Genomic DNA, 15,599 nt, shown 5'->3' on the forward strand with positions numbered 1-15,599 from the left:
TAAAATGTTTAGGGTAAAAATTATGCGGGTTCAATAATTTTCAACAGTTCGCAGGCGCGTTCTGCAGCAATCTTCTCGGCACTTTTCTTATTGAAATCACGGCCCAAACCACATACTACGCCACTCACGAGCACCTCAATGGTGAAAAGTTTCAGAGATTCCCCCTCCGGGTTATCAACCTGCACAAAGGCAACTTCCTTGCCCTCTTGCTGGCACCATTCGATTAAGCGGCTTTTGAAGTTTGTTTCTGTATTCTCCAACACATGTATGTCTACATGGGGTTTGATAATGCGCGTCAACAAAAAATCGCGCGTAAAGGTATAGCCTTTATCCAAATAAACAGCACCGATCAACGCCTCAAATGCATCGCCATACAGGGAGCCTTGTTTATTGGCATACGAAATCATCCGGGAGTCGTATTGTATCAATTGATCGAGACCTAACTTGCGCGATAATTGATTTAGGTTAGCACGGGATACAATTTTGGAACGCATCTCGGTTAAAAAACCTTCGTCTTTATAGGGGTATAATTTAAACAGGAGCTCTGCCACAACGGACCCCAGTACAGCGTCGCCCAGGAATTCCAAGCGCTCATTGCTATTCTTGACGCCATCTTTAATAACTTTCGCTACCGATTTATGTCGAAAGGCCATTTGATATAGCTTCACATTCCCTGGTATAAAACCAAGAATATTCTTCAGCTTTTTATAATAAGCCTTATTCGACGAAAGATATAATTTATAAAGATTAATCGACATACCTAGGAATTCCATAAGAACAAATAGGTAGCTTTAGAAAAACTACCTATTATTCTTATAATATCTTAACCTGCTGTTATGGGTTATACTTCTTCACGATAACGGTAGCATTATGACCACCAAAACCAAATGTATTACTCAAAGCTGCATTTACTACACGCTTCTGTGCGGTATTAAATGTAAAATTCAATCTAGCATCAATCTCAGGATCATCGGTAAAATGATTAATTGTCGGAGGGACGATATCATTTTTCACTGCCAATATGGATGCAATAGCTTCAACAGCACCTGCAGCACCTAATAAGTGGCCCGTCATCGATTTTGTAGAACTGATGTTCAATCGATAAGCATGTTCACCAAATAGATCTACAATGGCTTTTGTTTCACTTACATCTCCTACTGGAGTCGACGTTCCGTGCACATTGATATAATCAATATCCGCAAAAGTAAGCTCTGCATCATTAATTGCCATCGTCATAGCAAGCTTAGCTCCTAATCCTTCCGGATGGGATGCCGTGATATGGTGTGCATCTGCACTCATACCGCCACCTACAACTTCCGCATAAATTTTTGCTCCACGCGCTAAGGCATGTTCTAAGCTCTCCAATACCAATGCTCCAGAACCTTCACCAGACACAAAGCCGTCACGATCTTTATCAAACGGACGAGAGGCGGTTTTCGGATCGTCATTACGTGTGGATAAGGCATGCATTGCATTGAAACCTCCAATTCCAGCTTCATTTACAGTTGCCTCTGAACCTCCGGTAATGATTACGTCTGCACGCCCCATACGAATATAGGTGAATGCATCAATCATCGCATTGGTTGCCGAAGCACATGCGGATACTGCTGAAAAATTCGGCCCTCTTAATCCGTGACGCATTGATATATGCCCAGGAGCAATATCAATAAGCATTTTAGGTATAAAGAACGGATTAAAACGTGGCGTTCCATCCCCCTTTGCGTAATTTTTCACTTCTTCTGTAAAGGTCGTTAAACCTCCAATACCTGAACCCCATATAACACCTATACGGTTACGGTCTAATTTATCAAATTCTAACCCGGCATCTTTAATCGCTTCATCGGTAGAGGCGATTGCATACTGCACAAAAGGGTCTACTTTACGAGCTTCTTTACGATCCATAAATTCATGTGGATCAAAACCTTTAACCTCGCAAGCAAACTGGGTTTTAAATTTTGACGCATCAAAATGCGTAATAGGAGCAGCCCCACTTACACCATTAGTTAAGGATTCCCAATACGCTTGTACGGTATTCCCTATGGGTGTAAGTGCGCCTAATCCTGTTACAACTACTCTCTTAAGCTCCATTTATTGCTTTTAGCCTAATAAAATTAGTTAAACGTTTTTCTCTAAATAAGCGATAGCTTGACCTACTGTGCTGATATTTTCAGCTTGGTCATCAGGAATTGCAACGTTGAATTCTTTTTCGAATTCCATGATCAACTCAACTGTATCAAGTGAGTCTGCACCTAAATCATTCGTGAAAGAAGCTTCTGGTGTTACTTCGTTTTCATCTACACCTAACTTTTCAACGATAATTGCTTTTACTCTTGATGCGATATCTGACATGATTTTATAGTTTAATTGTTTAATAAATCTGTGCAAAGAAAAATAAATTTCCCCAAAAATCAAACCTTTTTAATTTTTAGAGCCAAAATAAAGCAAACAGCACCTAAAAACAAGGCTATTTGCACTATTCAATTATACTCATTTTTACATATAAGAACAAAATAAACTTACTTTTAATACAAATTTTACAGACCAATTGAAGAAAGTCCAATCTGTAAATTGTATTTTCGTTTGTAAAATTTAAAACCCCATACCCTTGAATAAAATCACTTTCAAACTAGATATGGACCTCGACTTGGAGCTAGACTTTATTTTGGTCGGTATAAGCACAACGTTACGAGACTATCGATTATGCCATTTTATAAACAAAAAAACAGGATTAAATTTTGTTTATGGCAAGGAGTCGGTGCTGGACCATAACGGGAATATTAAATTAAAACCACAGGAGGAACTTGATTTTCATCTTATCGTCGAAAAAAATAAAAATAAAAAAGAAATTTTACATCATTTTCAGGTATACCGCTATTGTCACGACAACTTGGATTTCGAGTACTACTTGGTCAATAACAAAAGCTTAGAAAATGGCACCTTGATTCCTGAGGCCTCTAATTTTGATTATTTTTTCTTAATCAAACATTATATAGATGAGGAGGATCTGATTAAACTTTTAGAAAATATTCGCAGCATAAAAGAGGTCATGCTGTTGAAAGAAATTGACCCTATTTCATTGAAATCTAAAGAAAATCTAATATTTTAGCCGATTATTAGATTTAAGTGTACTTTTTACACTCATATTACAAAATTAGCAGACAGATAACCCGAGGATTACTCCTAGGTGAAAATTAAAATACCAAATGAAAAAGATTCAAAAAAGAACAAAAATAGTTGCAACACTAGGCCCTGCATCGTCCAATAAAGAAGTCTTAGCAAACCTTATTGCAAAAGGCGTGGATGTATGTAGATTAAACTTCTCGCACGGAAGCCAAGAGGATCACTTAAAAGTTATCAACACCATTAATGCCATTAACGACGAGTATGGTTTTAATGTGAGTACCCTTGCCGATCTTCAAGGCCCTAAAATTCGTATTGGAAAAATGAAAGAGGGGGGAGCAATTTTGGTTAATGGTACACAAATCGAAATGACCACCAATGAACTTATCGGCGATGAGAAGAAAATCTATATCACGTACGATAATTTCCCTAACGACGTGAAAGAAAATGAAATCATTCTTTTGGATGATGGTAAATTGCAATTACGTGTTCTTTCAACCAACCATAAAGATACCGTTATCTGCGAGGTTGTACATGGCGGTGTTTTAACATCACGTAAAGGTGTAAACCTTCCAAACACGAAAGTATCTATCCCTTCTTTAACTGAAGAAGATTTAGACAACCTAAACTTTGCATTAGATCATGGTGCAGACTGGATCGCGATGTCTTTTGTTCGTTCGGCAGAAGATATTAAGCAGTGTAAAGAAATTATTGCAGCTAAGGGTAGCCACGCTAAAGTTATTGCCAAAATCGAGAAGCCTGAGGCTATTGAAAACATCGACAGCATTATTGCTGAAACGGATGCTATCATGGTAGCACGTGGCGACTTAGGGGTTGAATTACCGATGGAAGAGGTTCCAGGCCTTCAGAAAATTATCGTTCAAAAATGTCGTGACCTGTCTAAACCTGTAATTATTGCTACCCAAATGTTGGAAAGTATGATTACTACGCCGCGCCCTACACGTGCCGAGGTGAACGATGTTGCTAACTCGGTTTTAGATGGTGCTGATGCGGTAATGTTGAGTGGCGAAACGTCGGTTGGTGATTTCCCAGAAATCGTTATCGAGACCATGGCTAAAATCATTACGCATGTAGAGTCTACCTCCTATCCTTATTATAATGCTAAAGAAGATAACTATACGGATGGCACTAAAATTTCGGATGCTATCTGTGGGTCTTCGGTATTCTTAGCGCAAAAAACGGAGGCTGCTGCTATTGCGGTGATGACAGCTTCGGGTTATACGGCATTTGAGATTTCTAGTTACAGACCTGATGCAAATATCTTTGTTTTCACGGGCAATAAAAACTTATTGAAACAATTGAGTTTGGTTTGGGGCGTACGTACCTTCATCTATGAAAAATACGAAAGTACAGATGGTACCATTCAAGATGTTAACGATTTGCTTAAAGAAAGACAATTGGTAGAGCCTGGACAGATTGTTATCAACACAGCGTCGACACCTCTTCACCAAAAAGGTAAGACTAATACCATCCGTGTTTCTGAAGTGAACTAATACTCATAAAACATTTTAAAAAGGTGTCTCCTCAACAGAGACACCTTTTTACTTGGCTTAACAGCTACCCGTTTCGTTTCACCTGATACAGCTTTCCCCCTTACTTGGCTGTATGCTTTTTTTTGGCAGCCTGGCAGCCTATACTCCTGCTGTAACGCCTTTATATGGTTGCCATTCTGATGCTGAGTCTCAGTAAGATGGAATTTCCGCGCTATAAAAAGCAAAAATAAGCCTAATCTTTTGCTTATATTACACCCTTGAACAGCCAATAAAGCACTGCTCTTTAGCAACTTAAACAACCGTCAAGCAGACCGTAACTGCCTGTTAAATAGTGTTAAAAGCATTATATAGGAGAGTTACATTACTATTTTTGTAGCAAATGAAGAAAAAAAGTATTTCGTTAATTATATGGCTCATGTCTATTGCACTATTGGGGGTGGTAGCCATGCAATATTACTTTATTCGGGAAACGTATAAACAAAACTCTATTCTTTTTGATGAAGCCGTAAATGCGTCTCTTGCAAAGGTCGCCGGAGAGATTGAAAAAACTGAAGTGCTTGAATATGCTAAAATTCAGAGTAAGGCTAACCAGGTGAAATATGAGGTGGAGCAGGAAAAGCAAAAACGACTGGCCAAGCAACTCGATATACAGCAGCAAATCGAAAAATTACGCTTACAACAGTATATGGCGTACCAAAAATTTAAAGACGCCGAGGAGAGCTTAAAAAGCACCTTCCCGAATGCGGCTCCAATTTATAACTGGTTTTATGAAACTTACTATAGAAAAAAATCCAATCGCGACTTAATCGAGATTACAGTAGAGTTTGAGCAATTGCCCGGGAGTACTATGGTAGACAACTATACCAATGTGTCGGCCAAAAAAGAGGTGCCCCGTATTGAAGCCAAAGACGATTCTATGCGCTATGTTATTCCGCATATAGAATTAGGAAGCCGTAATATTAACAGCTATCAAATTGCTACATTGCCGCCGCGAGGCGATGAAGGTATTGCATTGAAAATAATGGAATTAAATGCAGAGCTTAAAAAACTAAATTTCGAATTTCTAGCTGATGCAAAAAATGTTTTTGACACTTTAGCAGCTATAGGCGGTAAGAAAGCTGGTGTAGTGGAAGATGTAGCGGCAAGCATGGAGATGGCAAACAGGCCTTTAGAACAACGTTTAAACCAAGCCTTATTGGAGAGACTTTTAATATCTGAGCTTGCTTCCCGCGATATACACTCGCCTTTCCGCATGGAAATACGTGATAAATACAGGTTGCTATATCCCCTTTCGCATGTGGAGGATACGCATGCACATGAAAAATTGACACCCTACTCGACCGCGTTGTTTAAAGGAGATATTGGCGAATCAACGGGTAAACTTACCATCTACTTTTTAAATAAACGCGCTGTAATCGTCGATAATATGAGCTACCTCATCTTACCCACGTTAGCGCTGTTTGCCTTACTGATTGGTTGTTTCGCCTATACCCTATCGATCGTATTCCGGCAAAAGAAAATTTCGGAAATGAAAACCGATTTTATCAATAATATGACGCACGAGTTTAAAACCCCTGTAGCGACGATTATGATTGCTAGCGAGTCTCTACGTGATCCAGAAATAGCTACCAACGAAGCCCGTGTAAACAAACTTGCTAATATTATTTACGACGAAAATGTGCGTCTGGGCAGCCATATCGAAAGGGTTCTTAATATTGCGAAACTCGAAAAAGAAAATATAAAAATAGAACGTACAGAGGTAGAAATCAACCCTCTACTGGAAAATGTCTTAGACAGCATGCAACTGCAGCTGCAAAAGGCTGAAGGCACACTAACGACAGAGCTCCTGGCCGAAAATGATACCGTTATCGGAGATGAATTGCATCTTTCTAATGTGTTTTTTAATTTAGTAGACAATGCCATTAAATATAGCACAGCACCCCCTAACATTACCGTAAAAAGTAGGGCCAATAAATCTAATATTATAATCAGCGTATCCGACAAAGGCATGGGCATGACCCGGGAGCAGCAGGAGAAGATTTTTGATCAGTTTTACCGAATTCCAACAGGAAATGTTCACAATGTTAAAGGATTCGGGTTGGGGTTAAGTTATGTACATGATATCATTAAAAGATTGGATGGCAAAATCCAAGTGAAAAGTGAGAAGGACAAAGGCACGACCTTTGAAGTTACCTTGCCGTTAAAGTCGGGTAAATATTAAATAGAATTTGAACGATTAAAGACTTTAGTTATGCAAAAAATATTATTAGCAGAAGATGATCCTAACTTAGGTGAATTATTAAAAGATTACCTCGAACTTAAAGGTAAATATGAAGTGGTATTGAGCCAAGATGGAGAGAGCGCACTGGAACAATTTCGTAAGGACAAGTTTGACCTCTGTATTTTAGATGTTATGATGCCGAAAAAGGATGGCTTTACATTGGGCAAAGAAATTCGTAAAACGAATACTACGGTGCCTATTATTTTTGCTACGGCTAAAGGTATGATGGAGGATAAAACGCAGGCTTTCGAACTGGGTGGCGACGATTATATCACCAAACCTTTCCGCGTTGAAGAGTTATTGCTACGGATTAATGCCCTCCTAAAACGCATTAACAAAGATAAGGATGAAGAACTTGCCGATAAATTTGAAATCGGCGGTTATTTCTTCGACTATACCAGCCAGGTGATTTCTTATAAGGGGCAACAGCAAAAATTGTCTACAAAAGAGGCGGAATTATTACGTTTGTTATGCTTAAAAAAGAACGATGTCTTAACGCGGGAGGAAGCCTTAATAAAAATTTGGCACGACGATAATTACTTCACGGGCCGTAGTATGGATGTCTTCTTAAGTAAGCTTCGTAAGTATCTGAAAGAAGATCCTAATGTGGAAATTGTTAACGTTCACGGTAAAGGTTATAAATTATTGGTGAGCTAATTTTTAAAGGCTTTACAACCACAACAAGAAGATGAAATTAATCATCTTCTTGTTGTTTATACCAACAGCAAAAACCTGCTACAGGCAAACCCGGTATAACTGTAACAGGCACATTATTTGGCTAAAAAGAAAACTGCAAATCGCTTACCTTCAAAATAGCCCCCTCCTGTTAGGATGAAAACACTTCAAAAAAAAATAGCCAAATATAGGCCTGCTCTTTTAAAACTTTTTACAAAAAACTTTGTTTTTTAAATTTCCATTCTATAGATTTGTGACGCTTATAGAGAAAGGCAGAGGGAATAGACCCGAAGAAGCCTTGGCAACCTGTCACCAGACAAGGTGCTAAATTCTACTCCTGATGGAGAAAGATAAGCCGAAGATTCTAGTCCAAGAACCTTCTCTACAGCAGAAAACTATTTTTATTAAAACAATAGGGAAAAGACTATGTTACTTACTAACAACCTAGGTTACCCAAGAGTGGGACCTTTCCGTGAATTGAAAAAAGCTAATGAAGCGTATTGGGCAAAGAAAATTTCTGCGGAAGAATTATTAGAGGCTGGAAAGACTATCCGTCAAAACAACTGGAAAACACAAAAAGATGCAGGTATCAACTTGATTCCTTCAAACGATTTCTCGTTTTATGATCAAGTATTAGACTTATCTTTAACAGTAGGTGCAATTCCAGCTAGATACAACTCGTTACTAGGTAAAATCGACCGTCAGTACAATTTAGATTTATACTTCGCCTTAGCGCGTGGTTTCCAGGAAGGTGGCGTAGATGTTACGGCAATGGAAATGACAAAATGGTTCGATACTAACTACCACTATATTGTACCTGAGTTTGTTAAAAACCAAGAATTTAAATTAACATCCGAAAAATTCTTAAACGAATACAACGAAGCGAAAGAATTCGGTATTGAAACAAAACCTGTTATTATTGGCCCTATTACTTACCTATTATTGGGTAAAGAAAAAGAAGCTGACTTTAACCGTATCGACCTTATCGACAATCTTTTACCGGTTTACGAAGAGATATTATCGAAATTAGCGGATGCTGGTGCTGCATATATTCAGATTGATGAGCCTTTCTTGGCTTTGGATATCGATGCGCATGTGAAAGCGCTTTACGCTACGGTATTTTCTAAATTGTCGGCAGCAGCAAAGGGTGCTAAACTAATTGTAGCGACCTACTTCGAGGCTTTATTGGATAACGAAGATATCGCTGTAAACCTTCCTGTTCACGCTTTACATATCGACTTGGTACGTGGCGAAAAACAATTGGATACTATCTTAGCTAAAGTACCTGCCTCATTGACCTTATCTTTAGGTGTGGTAGAAGGCCGTAATATATGGAAAAATGACTATGAAAAGTCTTTAGCAAAAATTCAACAGGCTGTTGACGCTTTAGGTAAAGACCGCGTTTGGGTTGCTCCTTCTTCCTCTTTATTGCATGTTCCTTTCGATTTAGACAACGAAAAAAACGAGACTTCGCTTCCTGCGGAGGTTAAAAACTGGTTGGCGTTTGCAAAACAAAAACTTGCTGAGGTTAAAGATCTTGCAGTATTGGCGGATGCGGATGCCGAGGTTGATGAAAATACAACTAAGCGTTTCGAAGCTAACAAAGCTGCTGCCGAAAGTCGCCGTACATCTCCTTTAATTCACAAACCTGAAGTTAAAGAACGTGTAAACAATATCACGGATGAGGATGCTAAGCGTACTTCAGCATTTGCAGCGCGTAAAGCTGCGCAACAGGCTAAATTTGGATTACCGGCTTTTGCTACGACAACAATTGGTTCATTCCCGCAAACAAAGGATGTTCGTAAGTGGAGAGCTGACCTTAAAAAAGGTGCTATTACACAAGAAGCGTATGATAAAGCCATTGCAGAAGAAACGGAAAATACCATCCGATTGCAAGAAAACTTGGATATCGATGTGTTAGTACACGGTGAATTCGAACGTAATGATATGGTTGAATATTTCGGTGAGCAATTGGCGGGGTACGCATTCACCTCAAACGGATGGGTACAGTCTTACGGTTCTCGTTGTGTTAAACCTCCGGTTATTTATGGGGATGTTTACCGCCCTGCAGATATGACTGTTCGCTGGTCTGCTTATGCACAATCTTTAACGAATCGCCCGGTGAAGGGTATGTTAACGGGTCCGGTTACGATATTACAATGGTCATTTGTTCGTAACGACCAACCACGTTCGACAACAACATACCAAATTGCATTGGCAATTTTGGATGAGGTACAAGCTTTAGAAAAAGCGGGTATTAAAATTATTCAAATCGATGAGCCTGCTATTCGTGAGGGTCTTCCATTACGTAAAGCTGACCAACAGGATTACTTGAACTGGTCTGTACGCTCCTTCCGTGTGTCTTCATCTAATGTAGAAGATGATACGCAAATCCATACACACATGTGTTACTCCGAGTTTAACGATATCATCCGTGATATTGCAGCGATGGATGCAGATGTTATTACGATTGAAACATCACGCTCACAAATGGATCTGTTGGAGGCATTCGCGGGCGAATTTAAATACCCGAATGATATCGGTCCTGGTGTATACGATATCCACTCGCCACGTGTACCTAGTACAGAAGAGATGGTTGAGTTATTGCGTAAAGCAAAAGCAGTAGTACCTGCCGAACAATTATGGGTTAACCCAGACTGTGGTTTGAAAACGCGTGCATGGCCTGAGACTAAAGCTGCTTTGGAATCTATGGTTAAAGCAGCGAAAATCTTACGTGCTGAATAATCCTTTCTAATTAGTCCTATTATTAAATATTAAAAGCTGTCTTGCTATGCAGGGCAGCTTTTTTTTTGCGTATACCCACATGCCATTGCCTATAATTCACAATAAATCAAACTTTTTGATTCTATTGGCTGTTACCTTTAAAAAACATAATATGAAAAAATTAGCTCAATTTACAGTGTTCGCCTTCGTTATCATGTCCTTAAGCAGCTGCCAGGTAATTGAAGGTATTTTTAAGGCCGGTGTATGGTCTGGTGTTATTATGGTTGTACTGGTATTGGCTTTGATTATCTGGCTTATATCCAGACTATTTGGTGGTGGTAAAGGTTAATTAATTTTAACTTTATTGGTAATACATTAAAATCATGTAATTTGCACAAAAACAGGTATGAAAAAGTGCATTTTATCCTTCTTAATAAGTGTATCCGTATTGTCGGTTTTCGGACAAGACGGATACCCTACCCCGCATGTTGCTGATCTTTTATTCTATATTCAACATAATAGAGGAAAAAATGCTTTTATATACCAAGCAAATTACAGCGCAACAGGCGAACTCGACAGCAACAACCCTATTCGGGTAACACGGCAGATTTTTGAAAATAAAGGTGAAATAAAATCCTTGAGTACCGTACAAAAAACTTTTGCCTACGGCGTAAATACCCACAAAATTGGCGACAATACTTACGAGGTAAGTTTGGTATCTTATCCCGCACAAAAGCTATACCTCAGTGTCGACAAAAATAAACATGCTAAAATAGAAACCTCCGTATCGGGCGTAAAAATGAAAGTTAACCGACTATTTATTCAGCAACGGGAAGGTACCTCGGGCTTAAATACCAAAGTCGACTACATCCATTTTTTTGGAACGGACGGACAGGGTAAGTCTGTAAATGCCAAATTGTTCCCTAATTAAAGCTGGGCATCTTACCTGTACTATGCTGTTCTAAAAAAATAAAGCATACTGCAGCAGTCAACAGCCTTTTAATGGCATATATTACCCATTTTTTTGTACATTAGCCCAACAAAACTAAATCGACCTTTTTAGCATAATAATGAGCAAAAAAATTGTATTCCCTTACCATTCAAAATATCCATCGGTAGCGGATCTTAAAAGAAAAGCAAAATCTAGGATTCCGAAGTTTGCATTTGATTATTTAGAGGGCGGCTGTAATGAAGAGCTTAACTTATGGAGAAACGAAAATGATTTCGATAACATTCTATTAAAGCCTCAGTATTTACGGGTAGGTAGCGATATTGATATGTCGGTAGACTTATTCGGACACCGCTACAGTGCACCTTTTGGTATCTCACCAATAGGCTTGCAAGGATTAATGTGGCCTAATGCTCCAGAAATTCTAGCTAAGGGTGCCGCAAAGTTAAATATTCCGTATACGTTAAGTACCGTTTCTACAAGTAGCATTGAACGCATTGCGGAAGTTTCTGAAGGAAAAGCTTGGTTTCAATTGTACCATCCTACTGAAGATCGCCTACGCGATGATATTTTAAACCGCTTAAAGGCTGTAGAGTGCCCTGTATTGGTGGTCTTGGTCGACGTACCTTCTTTCGGCCTGCGCTACAGAGAAATTAAAAGTGGCTTATCGATGCCGCCGAAGATGAATATTGAAAACATCTTCCAAGCAATGATTCGCCCTACCTGGGGTATTAAGACGTTACAACATGGTATCCCTTCCTTTGCAACACTGAAACCTTACATGGAAAAAGGGCTGGATTTAAGCCAGCTGGGGCAGTTTATGAATAAAACCTTTACCGGAAAGGTGAATATGGAGAAAGTGAAAGCCATCCGCGATATCTGGAAAGGGCCTTTGGTACTTAAAGGTATTGCGACAGATGAAGATATGGAAGGTGCCATTCAGCTTGGCGTAGATGGTGTCATCGTATCGAACCATGGTGGCCGTCAGCTTGATGCCAGCGAATCTTCTATAGATTCCTTAATCCGATTGGCCGGAAACCCTGCCTACAAATCCAAAGTAAAAATTATGATGGATGGCGGTATTCGTTCGGGTGTGGATATTGCGCGTGCACAAGCCGTGGGTTCAGACTTTAATTTTATGGGGCGCCCGTTTATGTACGGTGTCGGCGCTTTAGGTAATGAAGGAGCGGAACATACAATTAATATGTTTAAAGCACAGCTTTACCAAGTGATGCAGCAATTAACGATTGAAAAGATCGATCAGTTCCCAGACAGACTATTACGCATAAAATAATAATACCCTATAAGGTGTAGCGCTTACAGCAGGTGGCTTACCCGCTGTAAGCGCTACACCTTAATACAAATATTCCCTATCTTTGCCTTATGATTACAGCAGAAAGATATCACGATATTTCATGTGGACATAGAGTGGTAGGACACGAAGGCAAATGTCAATACCTTCATGGTCATAATTATAGAATTCACTTTGTGGTGGAAGCCATGGAATTAGATAGCGTTGGCCGGGTATTAGATTTTTCAGTTATCAAAGAAAAACTTTGCCTATGGTTGGAAGACAATTATGATCATAAATTTTTGATTTGGGAAAAGGACCCTTTACTTACGCAGTTACAACAAATTACTGCCGAAAGCCTGGTTGTGGTACCGTTCAACCCTACGGCAGAGAATATGGCGAAGTACTTGGTAGAGGTGGTGGCACCCCAACAATTGGCAGATTATCCCTGCCGATTGATTCATTGTAAAGTAGAGGAAACAAGAAAATGTTCGGCAACATATACGTTATAAAAAAAGGTTCGGCAAAAATGCCGAACCTTTTTTTATAACGTAAATTATTTTATTTCCAATAATACGGGGCAGTGATCCGAATGTACCGCGTCGGCTAAAATACGAGCCCCTACAATGCGATCACGTAGGGCCGCAGAAGCCATATTATAATCAATACGCCAGCCGAGGTTCTTGCCGCGAGATCCAGCCCTATAACTCCACCAGGTGTACTGATGAGGCTCCGGATTTAAATGTCGAAATGTATCAATAAAGCCGGAATTAATAAAGTTTTCCATCCATTCCCTTTCCTCCGGTAAAAATCCCGAAGTATTAGCGTTGGATTTAGGATTATGGATATCGATAGCCCGGTGGCAGATGTTATAATCGCCGCATACAATTAAATTCGGATGGTCGGCAAGTAATTTATGCGCATAGGCATAGAAATCGTCCAAAAATCTATACTTAAAAGTCTGCCGAGCATCGCCCGTTGTTCCCGACGGAAAGTAGGTCGACATCACCGAAACATCCTCAAAATCAGCCCGGATTACACGGCCCTCAAAGTCATAGTCTTCATGACCGCAACCATACTCCACATGTTTAGGCGATATTTTCGTGAAAATCGCCGTCCCGCTATACCCCTTTTTCTGTGCCGGATACCAGTAATGCTCGTAGCCCAAGGCTTCTAATTGTTTAACTTCAGGAATTTGGTCTGGCGTAGCCTTAATTTCCTGTAAGCATACCACATCCGGGCCCACACCTTGCAGCCAGCCCAACCAATCTTTTTTCAATGCAGCACGCAGCCCATTGACATTATAGGTAATAATTTTCATGCACCGTTAAAGCTTATAATGTTTTGATTTGAAGCCATCCAATAAACGTAAAAAGAAACCCGTATTCGGCTTTAACCCCTTTAAAATACGCTCTTGGTTTAAGGCTTCACGTCGTGTAAGCAAACGCATATACATACGTTCATTTTCCAGAGGTCTATCCTGCTCATTTGTTTTTACACTAGCGATAGCATCTACAGTCTCTATACCATTAATCACATACCCAAAAACGGTATAGTTACCATCCAGATGCGGCGTACCACCCACTGTCGTGTAAACCTTACGCTGTAAATCGGTCATTTTTTTACCCTGCATACGGAAGGTCTCCAAAGAATCCAGCCCTGCGGCAGAAAAACGTCTTCCTTGAACGATATAAAACTGCGATGCAGACGATTCTTTCGCCGGGTTATTATCACGTGCGGCACCCAAGGCCCCACGCTGGTGAATAATACCATCCCGTATCTCTGAAGGGATTTTGTAGTTCGGGCCGCCCTCCCCCAGCAAAACATTATCCCCAGCACGTTTAGAATCCGGATCTCCACCCTGAATCATAAAATTGCGGATAACACGATGGAAAAGCAAAGAGTCATAAAAACCCTCGCTTACCAGCTTCTTAAAATTATCACGATGCTGTGGGGTTTCATTATACAGCTGTAGCAACATATTGCCTTTATCTGTATGAATTTCGACATAATAATGTTGAGGTTTCTGTGCCAACACGGGCAACATAAAAATCGCTAGGATTAAAGTAAGTATTATACGCATAAGGAAAGTTATCTATATAAGCTCTAGTTCTTGAAAATACGCTATAGCAAGGGATTTCATTATCAGCTCCTGCTCCATCAACGTATAATTAGGAATAGGTTTCACCAGTTTCCAATGTGGCCAACCCTGCTCGTCCAGACCTTCCAGCTCGTAGAACCCCATGGCACTAAAAAGGCGGCAGTTAGCAATATGCATCAACTCCTCTTTTTCACGTTTCGAAAATGTCTTCGGCCCATGGCCTAACTCCTGCACACCAATTAAAAATAAAATAACCTTAATATCTGGCAAGTCCATATCAAACTTCTCGGCTATAATGCCGCGAAGTTCTTCCCATTTTCTATTTATTTCCGCTGCTTTCATAAAATTGTCAAATCAAATGTAAAAAAAATACGCCTATTTAAATACATCGACCAATGTTAAACAGCGGTTATAAACCATTTTATACACCGGTTCAAACAAGGCGTCATCGAAATACGGATCGGGAACAATATCATCCGCTAAAAATAAGGAAACTTTAGCCCGCTCTGCATCTGTTTTAGCCAGCTTTAACACATCCTTATAGTTCTGCTCATCCATGACCAATATTTTATCATATACAGCAAACAGATCCGCAGTAAAATGCTGTGCCCGCTGCCCCGAAATATCCACACCATATTTTTTCGCTACCGCAATAGACCTACGGTCTGGCGCCTGCCCAATATGCCAATCTCCGGTGCCTGCAGAGTCTATTTCCCAGTTTAATTTTTTTTCATCGACTATATGTTGCATAATGCCATGCGCTAATGGCGAACGGCATATATTTCCTAAACAAACCATTAAAATTTTCATAGCACAAAAGTCTATAATATAAAAACGAAAAACAAGTCGGTTTAATTGAAGCCTGCGATACAGCGCTATAAACAAAAAAATGAGCTGCACTTAGAAAGAGCAGCTCATTTTACGATATACAAATTATTCTACTA

At 39.7% G+C, this 15,599-nt stretch carries 16 protein-coding genes and 1 riboswitch; of the genes, 9 read left to right on the top strand and 7 right to left on the bottom strand.

Features of this window, described 5'->3' with window-relative positions; translation table 11 throughout:
• Positions 1-20: 20 nt before the first annotated feature.
• The 3 genes from rnc to ACL9RF_RS08295 form a co-directional block, all read right to left on the bottom strand.
• The gene (gene rnc, locus ACL9RF_RS08285) at positions 21-758 is read right to left on the bottom strand and encodes a ribonuclease III (protein ID WP_422800145.1); all 738 of its coding nucleotides are present in this window, start codon (positions 756-758) and stop codon (positions 21-23) included.
• A 76-nt stretch (positions 759-834) separates the two neighbouring features.
• Positions 835-2,088 (bottom strand): beta-ketoacyl-ACP synthase II, encoded by a 1,254-nt coding sequence (gene fabF / locus ACL9RF_RS08290; RefSeq protein WP_422800146.1) that lies wholly within the window; start codon positions 2,086-2,088, stop codon positions 835-837.
• Between the two features lie 27 nt (positions 2,089-2,115).
• Entirely contained in the window at positions 2,116-2,349 is a 234-nt protein-coding gene (locus ACL9RF_RS08295; protein ID WP_422800147.1) for an acyl carrier protein, read from the bottom strand.
• Between the two features lie 256 nt (positions 2,350-2,605).
• Between ACL9RF_RS08295 and ACL9RF_RS08300 the strand changes: the two genes are divergently transcribed.
• From ACL9RF_RS08300 to ACL9RF_RS08340, 9 genes are all read left to right on the top strand, one after another.
• Positions 2,606-3,106, top strand: coding sequence for an IPExxxVDY family protein (locus ACL9RF_RS08300; protein WP_422800148.1), 501 nt, complete (start codon positions 2,606-2,608; stop codon positions 3,104-3,106).
• Between the two features lie 97 nt (positions 3,107-3,203).
• On the top strand, positions 3,204-4,634 hold the full coding sequence (gene pyk, locus ACL9RF_RS08305) for a pyruvate kinase (protein WP_422800149.1): 1,431 nt from the start codon (positions 3,204-3,206) through the stop codon (positions 4,632-4,634).
• A 379-nt stretch (positions 4,635-5,013) separates the two neighbouring features.
• Complete coding sequence (locus ACL9RF_RS08310) at positions 5,014-6,855, top strand: sensor histidine kinase (protein WP_422800150.1); 1,842 nt, start codon at positions 5,014-5,016, stop codon at positions 6,853-6,855.
• Positions 6,856-6,885: 30 nt separating this feature from the next.
• Positions 6,886-7,572, top strand: coding sequence for a response regulator transcription factor (locus ACL9RF_RS08315; protein ID WP_422800151.1), 687 nt, complete (start codon positions 6,886-6,888; stop codon positions 7,570-7,572).
• A 275-nt stretch (positions 7,573-7,847) separates the two neighbouring features.
• Positions 7,848-7,947, top strand: a riboswitch (SAM riboswitch).
• A 69-nt stretch (positions 7,948-8,016) separates the two neighbouring features.
• Entirely contained in the window at positions 8,017-10,335 is a 2,319-nt protein-coding gene (metE, locus tag ACL9RF_RS08320) for a 5-methyltetrahydropteroyltriglutamate--homocysteine S-methyltransferase (RefSeq protein ID WP_422800152.1), read from the top strand.
• A gap of 151 nt (positions 10,336-10,486) precedes the next feature.
• The gene (locus ACL9RF_RS08325; protein ID WP_422800153.1) at positions 10,487-10,663 is read left to right on the top strand and encodes a hypothetical protein; all 177 of its coding nucleotides are present in this window, start codon (positions 10,487-10,489) and stop codon (positions 10,661-10,663) included.
• Positions 10,664-10,720: 57 nt separating this feature from the next.
• Positions 10,721-11,245: a DUF4833 domain-containing protein gene (locus ACL9RF_RS08330; RefSeq protein ID WP_422800154.1), complete on the top strand. Its 525-nt coding sequence runs from the start codon at positions 10,721-10,723 to the stop codon at positions 11,243-11,245.
• A gap of 139 nt (positions 11,246-11,384) precedes the next feature.
• Positions 11,385-12,557: an alpha-hydroxy acid oxidase gene (locus tag ACL9RF_RS08335; protein ID WP_422800155.1), complete on the top strand. Its 1,173-nt coding sequence runs from the start codon at positions 11,385-11,387 to the stop codon at positions 12,555-12,557.
• Positions 12,558-12,646: 89 nt separating this feature from the next.
• Positions 12,647-13,066 (top strand): 6-pyruvoyl trahydropterin synthase family protein, encoded by a 420-nt coding sequence (locus ACL9RF_RS08340; RefSeq protein ID WP_422800156.1) that lies wholly within the window; start codon positions 12,647-12,649, stop codon positions 13,064-13,066.
• Positions 13,067-13,110: 44 nt separating this feature from the next.
• Here the strand turns inward: ACL9RF_RS08340 and ACL9RF_RS08345 are convergent, their stop codons facing one another.
• Genes ACL9RF_RS08345 through ACL9RF_RS08360 form a run of 4 tightly spaced genes read right to left on the bottom strand, consistent with a single transcriptional unit; the run spans position 13,111 to position 15,465 of the window.
• Entirely contained in the window at positions 13,111-13,875 is a 765-nt protein-coding gene (locus ACL9RF_RS08345; RefSeq protein ID WP_422800157.1) for an exodeoxyribonuclease III, read from the bottom strand.
• A 6-nt stretch (positions 13,876-13,881) separates the two neighbouring features.
• Positions 13,882-14,637, bottom strand: coding sequence for a peptidylprolyl isomerase (locus ACL9RF_RS08350; protein ID WP_422800158.1), 756 nt, complete (start codon positions 14,635-14,637; stop codon positions 13,882-13,884).
• A gap of 12 nt (positions 14,638-14,649) precedes the next feature.
• A complete protein-coding gene (locus ACL9RF_RS08355; protein WP_422800159.1) occupies positions 14,650-14,997 on the bottom strand; it encodes a hypothetical protein in 348 nt (115 codons plus the stop codon).
• A gap of 33 nt (positions 14,998-15,030) precedes the next feature.
• On the bottom strand, positions 15,031-15,465 hold the full coding sequence (locus ACL9RF_RS08360; protein ID WP_422800160.1) for a low molecular weight protein-tyrosine-phosphatase: 435 nt from the start codon (positions 15,463-15,465) through the stop codon (positions 15,031-15,033).
• Positions 15,466-15,599: the final 134 nt, after the last annotated feature.

The sequence above is a fragment of the Sphingobacterium sp. Mn56C genome, assembly GCF_049319645.1.
Lineage (GTDB): Bacteria > Bacteroidota > Bacteroidia > Sphingobacteriales > Sphingobacteriaceae > Sphingobacterium.